General features: G+C 67.0%; 17 protein-coding genes. 9 read left to right on the top strand and 8 right to left on the bottom strand.

Features of this window, described 5'->3' with window-relative positions; translation table 11 throughout:
- Nucleotides 1-80 precede the first annotated feature (80 nt).
- The 3 genes from LPB142_RS15175 (at nt 81) to LPB142_RS15165 (ending at nt 2,609) form a co-directional block, all read left to right on the top strand.
- Complete coding sequence (locus LPB142_RS15175; protein WP_071166864.1) at nt 81-986, top strand: LysR family transcriptional regulator; 906 nt, start codon at nt 81-83, stop codon at nt 984-986.
- 75 nt (nt 987-1,061) lie between these two features.
- Nucleotides 1,062-1,853, top strand: a complete 792-nt coding sequence (locus LPB142_RS15170) for an inositol monophosphatase family protein (RefSeq protein WP_068765509.1) — start codon at nt 1,062-1,064, stop codon at nt 1,851-1,853.
- A gap of 108 nt (nt 1,854-1,961) precedes the next feature.
- Complete coding sequence (locus LPB142_RS15165; protein WP_071166863.1) at nt 1,962-2,609, top strand: hypothetical protein; 648 nt, start codon at nt 1,962-1,964, stop codon at nt 2,607-2,609.
- Nucleotides 2,610-2,646: 37 nt separating this feature from the next.
- Here LPB142_RS15165 and LPB142_RS15160 read toward each other — a convergent pair whose 3' ends face one another.
- Entirely contained in the window at nt 2,647-3,342 is a 696-nt protein-coding gene (locus LPB142_RS15160) for a glutathione S-transferase N-terminal domain-containing protein (protein WP_068765507.1), read from the bottom strand.
- Nucleotides 3,343-3,467: 125 nt separating this feature from the next.
- On the opposite strand from LPB142_RS15160, the gene mscL reads away from it, so the two are divergent.
- Entirely contained in the window at nt 3,468-3,890 is a 423-nt protein-coding gene (mscL, locus tag LPB142_RS15155) for a large conductance mechanosensitive channel protein MscL (RefSeq protein ID WP_068765506.1), read from the top strand.
- A gap of 32 nt (nt 3,891-3,922) precedes the next feature.
- Here mscL and ald read toward each other — a convergent pair whose 3' ends face one another.
- Complete coding sequence (gene ald, locus LPB142_RS15150) at nt 3,923-5,041, bottom strand: alanine dehydrogenase (RefSeq protein ID WP_071166862.1); 1,119 nt, start codon at nt 5,039-5,041, stop codon at nt 3,923-3,925.
- 139 nt (nt 5,042-5,180) lie between these two features.
- On the opposite strand from ald, the gene LPB142_RS15145 reads away from it, so the two are divergent.
- Nucleotides 5,181-5,639: an Lrp/AsnC family transcriptional regulator gene (locus LPB142_RS15145; protein ID WP_068765504.1), complete on the top strand. Its 459-nt coding sequence runs from the start codon at nt 5,181-5,183 to the stop codon at nt 5,637-5,639.
- On the opposite strand, the gene LPB142_RS15140 is transcribed toward LPB142_RS15145, so the two are convergent.
- The gene (locus tag LPB142_RS15140) at nt 5,636-7,084 is read right to left on the bottom strand and encodes a TrkH family potassium uptake protein (RefSeq protein ID WP_068765503.1); all 1,449 of its coding nucleotides are present in this window, start codon (nt 7,082-7,084) and stop codon (nt 5,636-5,638) included. The two genes, LPB142_RS15145 and LPB142_RS15140, sit on opposite strands and share 4 nt — an antisense overlap.
- Before the next feature lie 126 nt (nt 7,085-7,210).
- Nucleotides 7,211-7,417 (bottom strand): 30S ribosomal protein S21, encoded by a 207-nt coding sequence (gene rpsU / locus LPB142_RS18525; protein WP_011748553.1) that lies wholly within the window; start codon nt 7,415-7,417, stop codon nt 7,211-7,213.
- A gap of 104 nt (nt 7,418-7,521) precedes the next feature.
- Here rpsU and LPB142_RS15135 point away from each other — a divergent pair, with 104 nt between their 5' ends.
- Both LPB142_RS15135 and LPB142_RS15130 read left to right on the top strand, forming a co-directional pair.
- Nucleotides 7,522-8,193 (top strand): COQ9 family protein, encoded by a 672-nt coding sequence (locus LPB142_RS15135; RefSeq protein ID WP_068765502.1) that lies wholly within the window; start codon nt 7,522-7,524, stop codon nt 8,191-8,193.
- The gene (locus tag LPB142_RS15130; RefSeq protein WP_071166861.1) at nt 8,190-9,176 is read left to right on the top strand and encodes an NAD(P)H-quinone oxidoreductase; all 987 of its coding nucleotides are present in this window, start codon (nt 8,190-8,192) and stop codon (nt 9,174-9,176) included. The genes LPB142_RS15135 and LPB142_RS15130 overlap by 4 nt, the downstream gene beginning before the upstream one ends.
- Here LPB142_RS15130 and LPB142_RS15125 read toward each other — a convergent pair whose 3' ends face one another.
- The gene (locus LPB142_RS15125; protein ID WP_071166860.1) at nt 9,177-9,818 is read right to left on the bottom strand and encodes a ribonuclease T2 family protein; all 642 of its coding nucleotides are present in this window, start codon (nt 9,816-9,818) and stop codon (nt 9,177-9,179) included.
- A 131-nt stretch (nt 9,819-9,949) separates the two neighbouring features.
- On the opposite strand from LPB142_RS15125, the gene LPB142_RS15120 reads away from it, so the two are divergent.
- Complete coding sequence (locus LPB142_RS15120) at nt 9,950-10,714, top strand: DUF1013 domain-containing protein (protein WP_071166859.1); 765 nt, start codon at nt 9,950-9,952, stop codon at nt 10,712-10,714.
- Between the two features lie 45 nt (nt 10,715-10,759).
- Here LPB142_RS15120 and LPB142_RS19445 read toward each other — a convergent pair whose 3' ends face one another.
- From LPB142_RS19445 to LPB142_RS15105, 3 genes are all read right to left on the bottom strand, one after another.
- Nucleotides 10,760-10,963 (bottom strand): hypothetical protein, encoded by a 204-nt coding sequence (locus LPB142_RS19445; RefSeq protein WP_156506784.1) that lies wholly within the window; start codon nt 10,961-10,963, stop codon nt 10,760-10,762.
- A gap of 154 nt (nt 10,964-11,117) precedes the next feature.
- On the bottom strand, nt 11,118-12,596 hold the full coding sequence (locus LPB142_RS15110; RefSeq protein ID WP_071166858.1) for an NAD-dependent succinate-semialdehyde dehydrogenase: 1,479 nt from the start codon (nt 12,594-12,596) through the stop codon (nt 11,118-11,120).
- A 110-nt stretch (nt 12,597-12,706) separates the two neighbouring features.
- On the bottom strand, nt 12,707-13,696 hold the full coding sequence (locus LPB142_RS15105; RefSeq protein WP_071167275.1) for a P1 family peptidase: 990 nt from the start codon (nt 13,694-13,696) through the stop codon (nt 12,707-12,709).
- 205 nt (nt 13,697-13,901) lie between these two features.
- Here LPB142_RS15105 and LPB142_RS15100 point away from each other — a divergent pair, with 205 nt between their 5' ends.
- Nucleotides 13,902-15,107, top strand: coding sequence for a M24 family metallopeptidase (locus LPB142_RS15100; protein WP_071166857.1), 1,206 nt, complete (start codon nt 13,902-13,904; stop codon nt 15,105-15,107).
- The last annotated feature ends 59 nt before the right edge of the window (nt 15,108-15,166 follow it).

Genomic DNA, 15,166 nt, shown 5'->3' with positions numbered 1-15,166 from the left:
TTCGTTGGGCCCCTTGTGCCAGATTCGCGGATGTGAGACAAATTCATAAACTTCAAGAAGGTTATGAGCCGGGCAACAAGATGCACCTCGAGTTTCGACATCTGCGCACGATCAAGGCGATCCATGATGCGGGCGGGCTCGCGCGCGCGGCGGATATCTTGCATATCACCCAATCGGCGCTGAGCCATCAGGTGAAGGGGCTCGAGGATCAGGCGGGGGTCGAGCTGTTCGTGCGCCGCTCGAAGCCCCTGCGGCTCTCGGCGGCGGGGATGAAGCTGTTGCGGCTGGCCGAGCGGGTGCTGCCCGAGCTCGCCGCGACCGAGGCCGAGTTCGAGGCGCTGCGCCAGGGCCGCGCAGGGCGGTTGCATATCGCGATCGAATGCCACGCCTGTTTCGACTGGCTCTTTCCGGTGCTCGAACAGTTCCGCCGCGCCTGGCCCGATATCGACATCGACATCCGCCCGGGGCTCGCCTTCCAGGCGATGACCGCGCTCGAACGCGAGGAGGTCGATCTGGTGATTTCCTCGGACCCGGAGAAGATCGAGGGCGTCACCTTCAACCCGCTCTTCGATTATTCGCCGACCTTCATCGCCGCTTCGACGAGCCCGCTGGCGCAGAAGAACTTTGTCGTGGCCGAGGATTTCGCCGATCAGACGCTGATCACCTATCCGGTCGACCGGGCGCGCTCGGATGTGTTCTCGATGCTGCTCACGCCCGCGCGGGTCGAGCCGAAGGCGCATCGGCAGGTCGAGCTGACCGCGGTGATCTTGATGCTGGTGGCGGCGGGGCGGGGGGTGTCGGTTCTGCCCGATTGGGTGCTGCGCGAGGTGAAATATCAGCCCGATTACATCACGCGGCGGGTGACCGAGGCGGGGCTGACCAAGCGCCTCTATGCCGCGACGCGCGCCGAGGATGCGACCGAGCCCTTCATGGCGCATTTCCTGCGGCTGGCGCGGACCGAGCCGGTGAAACTCCAGCGCGCGTGAGCCCGGCGCGCCAAAGCCCTTGGAATCCAAGCCGCGCCCGTGTAAGCGAGGCGCTTGAGCCAAAGGAGTCCGCCCATGCAAGGTAGCGCAAATCTCAACCTGATGATCAAGGCCGCCCGCAAGGCGGGCCGGGCGCTGGTCAAGGATTTCCGTGAGGTCGAGAACCTGCAGGTCTCGTCGAAGGGCCCGGGCGATTTCGTCTCGAAGGCCGATCGTGAGGCGGAGCGGATCATCAAGGAAGAGCTGCGCGGCGCGCGTCCGGGCTATGGCTGGCTTGGCGAGGAAACCGGCGAGGATGCGGGCGAAGACCCGACCCGGCGCTGGATCGTCGACCCGCTCGATGGCACCACGAACTTCCTCCACGGCCTGCCGCATTGGGCGGTGTCGATCGCGCTCGAGCACAAGGGCGAGGTGGTCGCCGGGGTGGTGTTCGACGCGGCCAAGGATGAGCTTTATTACGCCGAAAAGGGCCTCGGCGCCTTCATGAACGAGACCCGTCTGCGGGTGTCGGGGCGGCGGCAGATGATCGAATCGATCTTCGCGACGGGCGTGCCCTTTGGCGGCAAATCGACCCTGCCGGCGACGCTGCAAGACCTCGCGCGGCTGATGCCGGTCTGCGCGGGCGTGCGGCGGTTTGGCTCGGCGGCGCTCGATCTGGCCTATGTGGCGGCGGGCCGCTACGACGGCTATTGGGAGCGCGGCATCCAGCCCTGGGATATCGCGGCGGGGCTGATTCTCGTCAAGGAAGCCGGCGGTTTCATCGGCCCGGTGCGCGAAGATCGCGATATTTTCGGCTCGGGCTCGGTGATCGCGGCGAATGGCGCGCTCTTTGAGCCGCTGTGCAAGATCATCCGCCAGCCGGCCTGACCGGGCCGCGACAGGGTGAACATAAAAAGAACACGCGGGCGTGTTGTTCACTTCTTGTTCACCCTGCTGTGACAGTCTCGACGCATCAACTTAGCGCGGGATGTCAACATGCTTCAGGATACGAATTGGATCAAAGCCGGCCGTCTCTATGCGGGGGCGCGTCCCGTGGGGGCGCTGTTTCCGCTCGAATCGGCGATGGATGAAATCGGCCGCGCGGCGCGCGATATCGCCTTTTGCGAGGCGGCCGAGGCGATCGCGCTGAACCGGATCTCGGCGCTCAAGGAGATGATCGCGGCCTGCGAGGCGGAGATCATGTTGCAAGACGATGATGTCGCGGCGGAGCTGCAATCGGCCTCCGAATCGCTGCGCGAGGAGCTGGCGTCCTTCGAGGGCACGCTGCCGCTCGAGCTCGATTTCCACGCGGATCAGCGCGATCAGGCGGTGGTGCGGATCATCGCGGCGCAAAAGCGGCTGCGCGGGTTCATCGCGCGCACCGATCAGGATGTGGAGCTCTTCGACCCCGCGCTGACGCGCGAAGAGGCGGTGACACTCGCCGAAGCCGCGCTGGCGCGCGCGCCCGAGGAGATCGTGCTCTCGGCGCGGGCCGAGGCGCGGGCCCGCGTAGCCGGCGCCCCGATCCCGATGCCGGAGGGCGAGGGCTATCACTTCACCCAACCCGAGGGCTGGACGGCCTGGCTCGCCACCCGTCTCGCGGCCTCGGCCGGGGTGACGCTGCGCCGCGCCGGCGCTCGCTGAGCGCGCTTGGCGGGGCCGGTCGCCCGGCCCCCGCGGCTCAGTCGCGCTTGGGGATCATCAGCCCGCGCTGCACGGCCGGGCGCGCGAGGAACCGCTCGAGATAGGCGGGCACATGGGCGAGCTTGTCCCAGCCGGTGAGGTCGCCCGCCTTGTAGAAGTCGCGCAGCGTCCGCAGCCAGGGCGCGATCGCGATATCCGCGATCGAATAATCCCCCGCGATCCACTCACGCCCCGCGAGCGCACCGTCGATCACCTTCAGGAGCCGCTCGCTCTCCGCCCGATAGCGTTCCTTCGGGCGCGGATCCTCGATCTCCTTGCCGGCGAAGGTGTGGAAGAAGCCGAGCTGCCCCAGCATCGGGCCGAGCCCGCCCATCTGGAACATCAGCCATTGCAGAACCTCGTAGCGGTTCGCCGCCGGCAGAAGCTGCCCCGATTTCTCTGCGAGGTAGATCAGGATCGCCCCGCTCTCAAAGAGGCCGAGCGGCTTGCCGCCCGGGCCGCTCGGGTCGAGGATCGCGGGGATCTTGTTGTTCGGGTTGAGCGACAGAAACTCCGACGTCATCTGGTCGTTGGTATCGAAGCGCACCAGATGCGGCTCATAGTCGAGCCCGATCTCCTCCAGCATGATCGAGACCTTGACGCCGTTGGGCGTGGGCAACGAGTAGAGCTGAAGGACATCGGGCCGGGTCGCGGGCCAGCGTCGGGTGATCGGGAAATCTGACAGGTCGGCCATGGGGGTCTCCTTTTCCTGCGCCAAGCGAAGCAGAAATTCCCCCCAAGGAAAAGATGCGAGCCGGCAAAATTCGTGTTAACCCTGACCCGCCGCGCCTCTCCATGCGGCTTGCTAAGGGGCAGTAAATGATCAAAGAGTTCAAGGATTTCATCGCCAAAGGCAATGTCATGGACATGGCCGTTGGTATCATCATCGGCGCGGCCTTCACCGCGATCGTGACGTCGCTCGTCGCCGATCTGATCAACCCGATCATCGGTGTGATCACCGGCGGGATCGATTTCTCCAACCTGTTCGTCAACCTCGGCGAGGGCGAATTCGCCTCGCTCGCCGCGGCGCGCGAGGCCGGGGCGCCGGTCTTCGCCTATGGCTCGTTCATCACCGCGGTGATCAATTTCCTGATCATCGCTTTCGTGGTGTTCCTGCTCGTGAAGGGCGTCAACCGGCTGAAAGACGCGGCCGTCGCCAAGCCCGAGCCGGCGCCCGCCGCGCCCACGGGGCCGAGCGAGCTCGATGTGCTTCTCGAGATCCGCGACGCGCTGAAGAAATGAGGAAAAGGCCCGGCCCTGCGCCGGGCCTTTTCTTACATCGCGAGCGCATCCGAGCCGGTGATGAACGGCAGGCCGAGCGCGCGCCCCACCGCCGGGCAGGTGATCTGGCCGGCGTGGACATTCAGCCCGTTGAGCAGATGCGGATCCTCCGCGCAGGCCCGTTTCCAACCCTTGTCAGCGAGTTCGAGCAGGAACGGCAGCGTCGCATTGCCGAGCGCCTGGGTCGCGGTGCGCGCCACCGCGCCGGGCATGTTCGCCACGCAATAATGGATCACACCGTCGATTTCGTAGATCGGGTCATCATGCGTGGTGGCGTGTGAGGTCTCAGTGCAGCCGCCCTGATCGATCGCGACATCGACGATCACCGCGCCCGGCTTCATCCGCCCGAGCATCGCGCGGGTGATCAGCTTGGGCGCCTTCGCGCCCGGGATCAGCACCGCCCCGATCACGAGATCGGCTTTGTAAACAAGGGCTTCGGTCGTCGCCTTGCTTGAATAGGCGGTGCGGAAGAGGCCGCCATAGAGCTCGTCGAGCTGGCGCAGCCGCGGGATCGAGCGGTCGAGGATGGTCACATCCGCCCCCATCCCGGCGGCGACCCGCGCGGCCTGCGTGCCGACGACGCCGCCGCCGATCACCACGACCTTGGCCGGCGCCACGCCCGCGACCCCGCCCATCAGCACGCCGCAGCCGCCGTTCGCCTTTTGCATCGCCCAAGCGCCCATCTGCGGCGCGAGCTTGCCTGCCACCTCCGACATCGGCGCGAGCAGCGGCAGCGCGCCGTTGCGGTCGGTCACCGTTTCATAGGCGATGCAGGTCGCGCCGGATTTGACCAGATCGCGGGTCTGATCGAGGTCGGCGGCGAGGTGCAGATAGGTGAAGAGCAGCTGATCGCGGCGCAGCATCGCGCGCTCCTCCGCCTGCGGCTCCTTCACCTTCACGATCATGTCGGAGGCGGCAAACACCCCCTCGGCATCGCGCAGGATCCGCGCGCCCGCCTCCTTGTAATGGCCGTCGTCATAGCCCGACCCGGCCCCCGCGCCGCTCTCGATGAGCACCTCATGGCCCCGCGCGGCGAGCTCCGTCACCGCCTCGGGCGTCAGCCCGACGCGATATTCCTGTGCCTTGATCTCCCGAACGCATCCGACTTTCATCGGCTCCGCCTCTGGTTGTCCCCAGGTTCAGCCTGCGCCCGATCTGTTGAAATTGTGTTGAATTTGCATTGATTTCCCCGGCTCTTCGCGCGCATATCTTCGGCCTGAGACCGAAATTGCCGAAGAAGATTGCGCGCCCATGAGCATTGACGCCACAGATCGCCGGATCCTCACCGTTTTGCAAAAGCTCGGGCGGATCTCCAACGCCGAGCTGTCCGAGCGGGTGAACCTCTCCGCCTCGGCCTGTCACCGCCGCGTGCAGCGGCTCGAGGAGGAGGGCTATATCCGCGATTATGTCGCGCTGCTCGATGCCCGCAAGCTCGGCCGGCCGACCACGGTTTTCGTCGAGATCACGCTCTCGGGGCAGGCCGATGAGGTGCTCGAGGCCTTTGAGCGCGAGGTCAAGAAGATCCCCGATGTGCTCGAATGTCACCTGATGGCGGGCTCGGCGGATTATCTTCTGAAGGTCGTGGCCGAGGATACCGAGGATTTCGCCCGCATCCACCGCGCCAAGCTCGCGCGGTTGCCCGGCGTGCAGGGGATGCAATCGAGCTTCGCGCTGCGCACGGTGTTCAAGACGACCGCGCTTCCGGTTTAAGCGCGCCAGAACCGCGGCAGCGCGAGCACCAGGATCGCCAGCAGCCCGAGCCGGCCGAGCAGCATCGCGAGCGTCATGATCCAGGTCGCGGTGTCGTTGAAATCGACCATCGTGCCGGTGCGCGCCACCATCGGCCCGATCCCGAAGCCGATATTGCCCAGGCACCCCCAGATCGCGAAGAGCGCCGAGGTCAGATCCACCCCCGCCATCGAGAGCGCGACCGAGAGCACGCCGAGCGACAGGATATAGCCGGTGACATGCAGCATGAGCGGGTAAAGCGTGCTGTCATCGAGGGTCTTGCCGTCGTAGCGCGGCTGGATCACCCGATGCGGCGCGCGCAATTGGCGCAGCGCGGTGTGGATCGCGGCAAAGACGATCTGGACCCGGAAGACCGAGAGCGCGCCCGAGCTCGAGCCGGTGCAGCCGCCCACCAGCCCGATCAGGAAGGCCGCCACCACCGCGAAGGAGCCCCAGGCCTCGATCCCGCTCACGCCAAAGCCGGTGCCGGTGAGCACCGAGGCGAAGTTGAACGAGGTCTCGCGGAAGATCTGTTCGAGCGGCAGATCCTCATGGGTGAGCCGGTAAAGCACTATCATCGCGGTGAAATAGCCATACCAGCGCAGGAAGGCGCGGGTCTGCGAATCGCGCCAGAGCGGGCGCGGGTTGCCCTGCACGAGCTGGAAAAACCGGATATAGGGCATCGCGCCGAGCAGCATCGAAACGGTGCCGACATATTGCGCCGCCGGCGACCAGACCGCGAAATTCGCGTCATAGGTGCCAAAGCCCCCCGTCGCGATCGCCGCCATCGCATGGATCAGCGCATCGAGCGGCGGCAGCCCGCAGCCCAGAAACGCCAGCGTGCAGATCAGCGTCAGCCCGGCATAGACCTGCAGCAGCGAGATCGCGATATCGCGCGCGCGCGGCAGCACCTTGCCCAGCGTGTCGAAGCCCTCGGTCTGGAAATAGCGCATGCCGCCGATGCGCATGACCGGCAGGAAGATCATCGCGACAAAGGCGATCCCCAGCCCGCCCATCCAGTTCAGCATGCCCCGCCACAGCACCACCGAGCGCGGCAGTTCCTCGAGCCCGGTGAAGACGGTGTAGCCCGTCGTCGTGATGCCGGAGACCGCCTCATAATAGGCGTCGGTATAGCTCACATCGGGTTTGCCGAGGATGAAGGGTAGCGCGCCGAAGGCCGGCACCACGATCCAGATCGCGGCGGTGAGCAGATAGGCCTGGCGGATCGTGAGGCCATGGCCGCTGTCGACCCGCGAGGCGAGCGCAAGCAGCGCGCCGAAGAGAATCGTGATCACCGCGGCCTCGAAGACCTGCGCCCAGTTCGCGTCGGCGAGCGAGAAATCGAGCCAGGCCGGCGCCAGCATCGTGACCCCGAGCGCCAGCAGGATCAGGCCGAGATGATGAAAGACAGGACCGAAATCGGGCATGATGACCGAGCCTTTGACCTTGCGCGCCGCCCGCGCAATTCACGACCGCGTGAGAACCAAAAAACCCCCGATGGCGGGGCCCCGGGGGTTGATCGGTGCGGATAAACCGCCAGCATTTTCAGGCTCTTAGAGAGCGCCTTCGCGCTGAGCTTTCTTCCGCGCCAGTTTACGGGCACGGCGAACGGCTTCAGCTTTCTCGCGCGCTTTCTTGACGGACGGCTTCTCGAAATGTTGCTTGAGCTTCATTTCACGGAAAACCCCCTCGCGCTGAAGTTTTTTCTTCAGAGCACGAAGCGCCTGTTCGACGTTATTGTCGCGAACGCTGACCTGCATGTGGTGTCACCACCTTCCTAAGTTAGAGTTGCATCAGTGTGCAGGAAGCGGCCATATAGCAAGGAAGCCCGGCTTTGTCTACGGCCCAGTTCGAGGATAATCCCATGAAAAACGACCATTTGGACGTGGATCGGCTGAAGGCCGAATTGCTCGGGGCGATTACCCCGCATGTGCCGTTCGAGGGTTGGTCGGAGCCCGCTTTCCGCGCGGCGGTGGCCGATCTCGGCGTCGATGAGGCGCTGGCGCGGATCGTGTGTCCGCGCGGCGCGGTGGATCTGGCGGTGGAGTATCACCGCGCGGGCGACCGGGCGATGGAGGCGGCGATCGCGGCGGCGGATTTCACCGGGATGAAGTTTCGCGACAAGATCGCGGCGGCGGTTCTGCTGCGGCTCGAGGCGGTCGATCGCGAGCTCGTCAGCCGCGGCGCCTCGGTCTTCGCGCTGCCGCAAAACGCCGCCACCGGCAGCAAGCTCATCTGGGAGACCGCCGACCGGATCTGGGCCGCGCTGGGCGACACCAGCCGCGATTACAACTGGTATACCAAGCGGATGACGCTCTCGGCGGTCTATGGCGCGACGGTGCTCTTCTGGCTCGGCGATGACAGCGAGGGCGGGGTCGAGACGCGGGCGTTTCTCGATCGGCGGATCGAGGGCGTGATGACCTTCGAGAAGGTGAAGGGCAAGGTGCTCGGCCTGCCGTTCCTCAAGGAGATGCTCGGCGCGGTGAAGGCGCCCGAGCCTGCCGACTTGCCCGGGCGGATGGGGGGGGCGCGATGAGCCTGCCGAGCCTGATGCGCGCGGTCGAGATTTCGGCGCCGGGCGGGCCGGAGGTTCTGCGCGCGGTGACGCGGGCGGTGCCGGTGCCGGGGCCGGGCGAGATCCTGATCGAGGTGGCCTATGCGGGCGTCAATCGCCCCGATGCGCTGCAACGCGCGGGCGCCTATCGCGCGCCGCCGGGCGCCTCGGATCTGCCGGGGCTCGAATGTTCGGGGCGGGTGGCGGCGCTTGGCCCCGATGTGGCGGGCTGGGCGGTGGGCGATGCGGTTTGCGCGCTTTTGCCGGGCGGGGGCTATGCCGAATATGTGGTCACCCCCGCGGCCCATGCGCTGCCGGTGCCCGAAGGCGTCAGCCTGCGCGATGCGGCCTGTCTGCCGGAGACCTGTTTCACCGTCTGGTCGACGGTGGTGATGCGCGGTGGGCTGGTGGCGGGGGAGCGGTTTCTCGTCCATGGCGGCTCCTCGGGGATCGGCACGACCGCGATCCAGATCGCCACGGCGCTCGGCGCGCGGGTCTTTGCGACGGCCGGCTCGGCGGAGAAATGCGCGGCCTGCGAGGGCCTCGGCGCCACCGCGATCAACTACCGCGAGGCGGATTTCGTCGAGGTGCTGCGGGCCGAGGGCGGCGCGAATCTCATCCTCGACATGGTTGGCGGCAGCTATATAGCGCGCGATATCAAGGCCTTGGCCGATGACGGGCGGCTGGTCTTCATCGCGTTTCTGGAAAGCCCGAAGGCCGAGATCAACTTCGCGCAGATCATGTTGCGCCGCCTGACGGTCACCGGCGCGACGCTGCGCCCGCAATCGGACGCCGCCAAGGCCGAGATCGCGCGGGCGCTCGTCGCGCAGGTCTGGCCGATGGTCGAGGCGGGCAAGCTGCGGGTGGTGTTTGACAGCGAATACCCGCTCGAGGAGGCCGCCGCCGCCCATGCGCGGATGGAAAGCGGCGCCCATATCGGCAAGATCGTGCTGAAGCTGCGCTGATCAGCGCACCCGCTCCATCAGCGCGTTGGTCATCGTGCAATCGCGGATCACATCGGCCCCGCATTTGCGCGGGGTCAGATCGCGGGTGAGGCAGATCCGCGCCTCCTGAATGCGGCCCTCGGCGCAGGTGATGGTGATCCCGTCGCGGGTGAGGCCGGGGTTCGCCTCGAGAAACGCCTCTTCGACGACCTTCGCGGGCAGCCGCACATCCTTCGGCAGGGCTTTGAAAACCTGTGGGATTTCAATGCTTTCATAGGCCGCGCGGGCGGTTGCATAATACTCGGCGGCGGAAAGGCCGGCGCAGCGGCCGTGTTTCTTCCATTGATACCAGGCCGCGCCATCGGAGCCCATGATATCCTCCATCGCCGCCGATTGCGCGCGCGAGGGGTCGCGGGCGGTGGTGCGGCAATAGCTTGGATAGCCCGCCTCGTCCTGCGGCCAGAGCCCGTGCAGCACGAAGCTCGCGTCATTGGCCGGGTCGCATTGCGCCGCGCCGCGCCCCGCGCCGTCGGTCGCGCACCAGCCCGGCGACCACGAGAGCGCGAGGACGTAATAGTCGAAATCCCCCGCGCGCTCGCCCTCCGCCCGGGCGATGGGCGCCGCAAGCGCGAGGCCCAGGGCGCAGATCGCTAAAACTCTCATTTTCTCTTCCCTCGCAGTGGATTTCTGACTATATACGCCCCAATTCCCCACCAGAAATGGACCGCGGCCCGGGGGAACCGAGGCCGCAGCCGGTTTCTCGGCACGGGAGAGATTTGTAAAGGATGGCTCCGATGACCAACAAGCCCCTGATGGCCAAAGCGACCGCCGTTTGGCTGGTGGACAATACGACGCTCAGCTTCAAGCAGATCGCGGATTTCTGCGGCATGCACGAGCTTGAAGTGCAGGGCATCGCCGATGGCGACGTGGCGGCGGGCGTGAAGGGCTTCGACCCGATCGCCTCGAACCAGCTCGACCAGAAAGAGATCGACAAGGGCGAGGCCGACCCGCTCTACAAGCTGCGGCTGAAGTTCAACGCCGCCGCGGTGGGCGAGGACAAGCGCCGCGGGCCGCGCTACACGCCGCTCTCGAAGCGTCAGGACCGCCCGAACGCGATCCTGTGGCTGGTGAAATTCCACCCCGAGCTCGCCGATGCGCAGATCGCGCGGCTGGTGGGCACGACCAAGCCCACCATCGCCTCGATCCGCGAGCGCACCCACTGGAACATCCAGAACATGACCGCGATCGACCCGGTGGCGCTCGGCCTGTGCCGGCAATCGGAGCTCGACAGCGAAGTGCAGAAGGCGGCGAAGAAACGCGCGGCCGAGGGCGTGATGTCGGATGACGAGCGTCGCAAGCTGGTCTCGACCGAGCAATCGCTCGGCATGTCGGACGAGCCGCGTCTGCCGTCCTCGATCGCGGGGCTGGAGAATTTCACCCTGGGCGGTGGCGCCGTCGAGGAAGAGCGCGAAGATCCGAAGGATTTCTCGGATGCCGACAGCTTCTTCAACCTGCCGCATGGCGATGATGAGGATGAGGACGACGACGATCGCAAGTGATCGGCGCCCGGACCGCAAGAGCCGCCCTTCGGGGCGGCTTTTTCGTCAGTCGGGCGGGGTGAGCGAGGCGAGGATCTTGGTCAGTTTGGCGCGCGCGCTCTGCCGGTCCTGCACGCTGTCATGCTCGGGCGAGACGACGATCTCCGCGAGCCGGTAAGCCTCTCGCACGGCGGCGATGGGTTGCGGTCGGGCCTTCCCGCGCGGTGCGGCGAGACGGGCGGAAGAGCTGGCGGCGCGAGCGAGCGACATCGTGATCTCCAATCGGCAATTGGTGGGGGCATCATCCCCTCTCCCCGCGATCACCCTCGCACAGCGGCGACCTTCATGCCTTGATCTGCGTCATATTGGCGCGGGGCCCGAAGGCCTCGCGCCGAAATTTTCCTGAACCTGTCTCGGTTTGGCGTCAGATCGAGAGGCAGATATATTTCATCTCGAGGTAATCCTCGGTGCCGTGATGCGAGCCTTCGCGGCCGAGGCCGGATTGCTTGACGCCGCCGAAGGGCGCGACCTCGGTCGAGATGATGCCGGTGTTGACGCCGACGATCCCGTATTCCAGCCCCTCTTGCACGCGGGTGATGCGGCCGATGTCGCGGGCGTAGAAATAGCTCGCCAGACCGAAGATCGTGGCGTTGGCTTTCTCGATCACCTCTTCCTCGGTCTCGAACTTGAAGAGCGGCGCGACCGGGCCGAAGGTTTCCTCGGTCGAGACTTTCATCTCCTGCGTCACGCCGGTGAGCACGGTCGGCTCGAAGAAGGTGCCGCCGAGCGCGTGGCGTTTGCCGCCGGTGACGACCTGGCCGCCGCCGGCGAGCACGTCGGCGATATGGTCCTCGACCTTGGCGACCGCCTTGTCGGAGATCAGCGGGCCGGTGGTGGTGCCCGCTTCGAGCCCGTCGCCGATGTTCAGCTTCGCCACCGCGGCGGCGAGTTTCGCGGCGAAGGCGTCATAGACCCCGGCCTGCACATAGATACGGTTCGCACAGACGCAGGTCTGGCCGTTGTTGCGGAATTTCGACATCATCGCGCCCTCGACCGCGGCGTCGAGATCGGCGTCGTCGAAGACGATGAAGGGCGCGTTGCCGCCGAGCTCCATCGAGCATTTCATCACCTGATCGGCGGCCTGGCGCATCAGCACGCGGCCGACCTCGGTCGAGCCGGTGAAGGTCAGCTTGCGCACCGTCGGGTTCTCGCAGAATTCCTTGCCGATGTCGGAGGCCTTGGTCGAGGTGATCACCGAGAGGATCCCCTTGGGCAGGCCCGCGCGTTCACCAAGCACCGCGAGCGCGAGCGCCGAGAGCGGGGTTTCCGCCGCCGGGCGCGCGACGAAGCCGCAGCCGACCGCGAGCGCGGGGCCGCATTTGCGGGTGATCATCGCATTGGGGAAGTTCCACGGCGTGATCGAGCCGACAACGCCGATCGGCTGTTTGATCACCTGGATGCGCTTGTCGCGCATATGGCCGGGGATCGTCTCGCCATAGATGCGCTTGGCCTCTTCGCCGAACCATTCGATGAACGAGGCGCCATAGGCGATCTCGCCCTTCGCCTCGGCGAGCGGCTTGCCCATTTCGGCGGTCAGGATCGCGCCGAGGTCGTCCTGGTTGGCCATCATCAGCTCGAACCATTTGCGCAGCACGCCGGCGCGTTCCTTGCCGGTGCGCGCGGCCCAGTCCTTCATCGCGACGCGGGCGGCCTCGATGGCGCGGGCGGTTTCGGCGCGGCCCAGATCGGGCACCGAGCAGATCACGTCGCCGCGCGCGGGGTTGAGCACGTCAAAGCGCGCGCCGTCATCGGCCTCGACCCATTCGCCCGCCACGAAGGCGCGGGTTTCGAGAAGGGTCGGGTCCTTGAGAAGCGATTTCAGGTCGGTCTTGGTATCGAGCATGAGGGGGTCTCCCGCGAGGATGGGCTTTGCGCGAGGGAACCATGCGCGCGCGGGCTTGTCCATCCGCCGCGGTGGCAAGCCGGGCGCGGGGATTTGCCAAAAGGGCGGGGTCAGGTGCCGAAAAGGTGGGACCAGGTGGGTTGCAGATCGCCCGGCTGTGGCGTCGCGGCATAAACCGCGCGGGCGATGGCGCGGGCCAGCGTGCAGGCCGCGGCATGGCCGAGCGCGAAGGTGTCGAGGGCCTCGGCGAGGGGTTTTTCGCCGGTCGCGGCGGCAAAGACGAGATCGCCGTCGAGCGGCGTATGCGAGGGCACGAGCGCGCGCGCCATCCCGTCATGGGCGGCGATGGCGAGGCGCTGGGCCTGCGCCTGGCTGAGCGCGGCATCGGTCGCCACGATCGCGATGGTGGTGGCCTCGCCGGTGCGTTTCATCGGGCGCGGTTCCTCGGTGGCGGGGTAGGCGCGCGCGGGGCCGCGCCCGCCGAATTCCGCGTCGATCTCCCAGGGCGCGGCCCAGAAATGCCCGCTCTCGCCCACCGTCGCGGAGCCCAGCGCATTGACCGCCACAAGCGCGCCGACCGTCAGCCCGTTGCCCAGCACCGCCGAGGCCGAGCCGAGCCCGCCCTTGAGCCGCCCCGTCATCGCGCCATAGCCCGCCCCGGCCGAGCCGATCTCGAATCGTGTGCCCGCGCCCGCAAAGGCCGCCCGCCCGAGCCCGCGATAGGGGTTCTCGGCCCAGCCCTTCTCGCCGCCGTTCAAGAGATCGAAGAGGATCGCGCTCGGCACGATCGGCACAAGCGCAGGCCCGACCGCAAAGCCCCGCCCGGCCGCGGCGAGCGCCTCCATCACCCCCGAGGCCGCGTCGAGCCCGAAGGCCGAGCCGCCCGAGAGCACCAGCGCGTCGACCTCCTGCACGAGCTTGTCGGGGGCGAGCAGATCCGTCTCGCGGGTGCCGGGCGCGCCGCCCATCACATGCACCGCGGCCGTGAAGGGGCGCGCCGCGCTCAGCACGCTGACGCCCGAGCGCAGCCGCGCGTCATGGGCGTTGCCGACGACCAGCCCCGCGACATCGGTGATCAGGTTGAGCGGGCCGGGGCGCATCTGGGTCTCCTCGCGTTTGCCCAAGCCTCGGCGCGGTCGCGGCCCGGGTCAACCCCCTTGCGCGGCGCGCGCGCCTCTGGCAGCATCTGCGCGACCGCGACGATGGCGTCGTCGCAGGAGGGGCACCTCCGAGGTTGGCGGGCAACCGCCGTTCGTCCTGAACGCCGGGATCTTTCGGGGTCCCATGGCCCCACAGGAGACTAAGATGCAACGCCCTGATTTCTATATCTGCGAAAACGGCGAAAAGGTGGTTCTGCCCTTTGCGGCGGCCGAATATGAGGCGCGGCTCGGGGGGCTGCGCGCGGCGATGGCGGCGGCCGGGGTCGAGGCGGCGGTGCTGACCTCGATGCAGACGATCGCCTATTACTCGGGCTTTCTCTATTGCTCCTTCGGGCGGCCCTATGCGCTGGTCGTCACCGCCGATGCCTCGACCACCGTTTCGGCGGGGATCGACGCGGGCCAGCCCTGGCGGCGCAGCCATGGCGCGAGCCTGACCTATACCGACTGGACGCGGGATAATTACTGGCGCGCGATCCGCCATCTGATCGGCGAGGGGCGCCGGCTCGGGATCGAGGCCGATCACCTCACCCTCGAGGCCTCGGCCAAGCTCGATACCTTCCTCAAACCCGCCGCCCGGGTCGATATCGCGCCCGCCAGCATGCGCCAGCGGATGGTGAAATCCGCCGCCGAGATCGCGCTGATCAAACAGGGCGCGGCGGTGGCCGATATCGGCGGCTACGCGATCCGCGAGACGATCCGCGAGGGGCTGCGCGAGATCGACGTGGCGATGGCCGGGCGCGACGCGATGGAGGCGGCGATCGCCGAGCGCTTCCCCGATGCGGAATATCGCGACACCTGGGTCTGGTTCCAATCCGGGCTGAACACCGATGGCGCGCATAACCCGGTCACCGGGCGGCGGCTGCGGCGCGGCGATATCCTCTCGCTCAACTGCTTCCCGATGATCTCGGGCTATTACACCGCGCTCGAGCGCACGATGTTCGTGGGCGAGGTCGATGCGGCCAGCCTGACGATCTGGGAGGCCAATGTCGCGGCCCATGAGCTCGGGCTCGGGCTTTTGAAACCCGGGGCGAGCTGCGCCGAGGTGACGGCGACGCTCAACGCCTTCTTCGAGGAGAAGAACCTGCTGCAATACCGCAGCTTCGGCTACGGCCACAGCTTCGGGGTGCTCTCGCATTACTATGGCCGCGAGGCGGGGCTCGAGCTGCGCGAGGATATCGAGACGGTTCTGGCGCCGGGGATGGTGGTGTCGATGGAGCCGATGGTGACGATCCCCGAGGGGCGCCCCGGCGCCGGCGGCTACCGCGAGCACGATATTCTCGTGATCGGCGAGGACGGCGCGGAGAATATCACCGGCTATCCCTACGGGCCGGCGTTCAACGTGGTGGGGTGAGGGGCAGGGGGCGCTGCCCCCTCGACGCTCGTCGTTACGCAATCGTCATGGCTTGGTCG

Source organism: Rhodobacter xanthinilyticus, from assembly GCF_001856665.1.
GTDB lineage: Bacteria > Pseudomonadota > Alphaproteobacteria > Rhodobacterales > Rhodobacteraceae > Rhodobacter > Rhodobacter xanthinilyticus.
The sequence above is the reverse complement of the archived record's forward strand: the minus strand, read 5'-3'. Positions and strand labels throughout refer to the sequence as shown.

Excerpts from the sequence above, each read along its gene's own strand:
- rpsU (WP_011748553.1), bottom strand. The coding sequence starts at position 7,417 with ATGCAGGTCAGCGTTCGCGACAATAACGTCGAACAGGCGCTTCGTGCT.
- LPB142_RS15100 (WP_071166857.1), top strand. The coding sequence starts at position 13,902 with ATGCAACGCCCTGATTTCTATATCTGCGAAAACGGCGAAAAGGTGGTT.
- LPB142_RS15140 (WP_068765503.1), bottom strand. The coding sequence starts at position 7,084 with ATGCCCGATTTCGGTCCTGTCTTTCATCATCTCGGCCTGATCCTGCTG.
- LPB142_RS15105 (WP_071167275.1), bottom strand. The coding sequence starts at position 13,696 with ATGCGCCCCGGCCCGCTCAACCTGATCACCGATGTCGCGGGGCTGGTC.
- LPB142_RS15145 (WP_068765504.1), top strand. The coding sequence starts at position 5,181 with ATGAGCATTGACGCCACAGATCGCCGGATCCTCACCGTTTTGCAAAAG.
- LPB142_RS15110 (WP_071166858.1), bottom strand. The coding sequence starts at position 12,596 with ATGCTCGATACCAAGACCGACCTGAAATCGCTTCTCAAGGACCCGACC.
- LPB142_RS15135 (WP_068765502.1), top strand. The coding sequence starts at position 7,522 with ATGAAAAACGACCATTTGGACGTGGATCGGCTGAAGGCCGAATTGCTC.
- LPB142_RS15165 (WP_071166863.1), top strand. The coding sequence starts at position 1,962 with ATGCTTCAGGATACGAATTGGATCAAAGCCGGCCGTCTCTATGCGGGG.
- ald (WP_071166862.1), bottom strand. The coding sequence starts at position 5,041 with ATGAAAGTCGGATGCGTTCGGGAGATCAAGGCACAGGAATATCGCGTC.
- LPB142_RS15175 (WP_071166864.1), top strand. The coding sequence starts at position 81 with ATGCACCTCGAGTTTCGACATCTGCGCACGATCAAGGCGATCCATGAT.
- LPB142_RS19445 (WP_156506784.1), bottom strand. The coding sequence starts at position 10,963 with ATGTCGCTCGCTCGCGCCGCCAGCTCTTCCGCCCGTCTCGCCGCACCG.
- LPB142_RS15125 (WP_071166860.1), bottom strand. The coding sequence starts at position 9,818 with ATGAGAGTTTTAGCGATCTGCGCCCTGGGCCTCGCGCTTGCGGCGCCC.
- LPB142_RS15130 (WP_071166861.1), top strand. The coding sequence starts at position 8,190 with ATGAGCCTGCCGAGCCTGATGCGCGCGGTCGAGATTTCGGCGCCGGGC.
- mscL (WP_068765506.1), top strand. The coding sequence starts at position 3,468 with ATGATCAAAGAGTTCAAGGATTTCATCGCCAAAGGCAATGTCATGGAC.
- LPB142_RS15170 (WP_068765509.1), top strand. The coding sequence starts at position 1,062 with ATGCAAGGTAGCGCAAATCTCAACCTGATGATCAAGGCCGCCCGCAAG.
- LPB142_RS15160 (WP_068765507.1), bottom strand. The coding sequence starts at position 3,342 with ATGGCCGACCTGTCAGATTTCCCGATCACCCGACGCTGGCCCGCGACC.
- LPB142_RS15120 (WP_071166859.1), top strand. The coding sequence starts at position 9,950 with ATGACCAACAAGCCCCTGATGGCCAAAGCGACCGCCGTTTGGCTGGTG.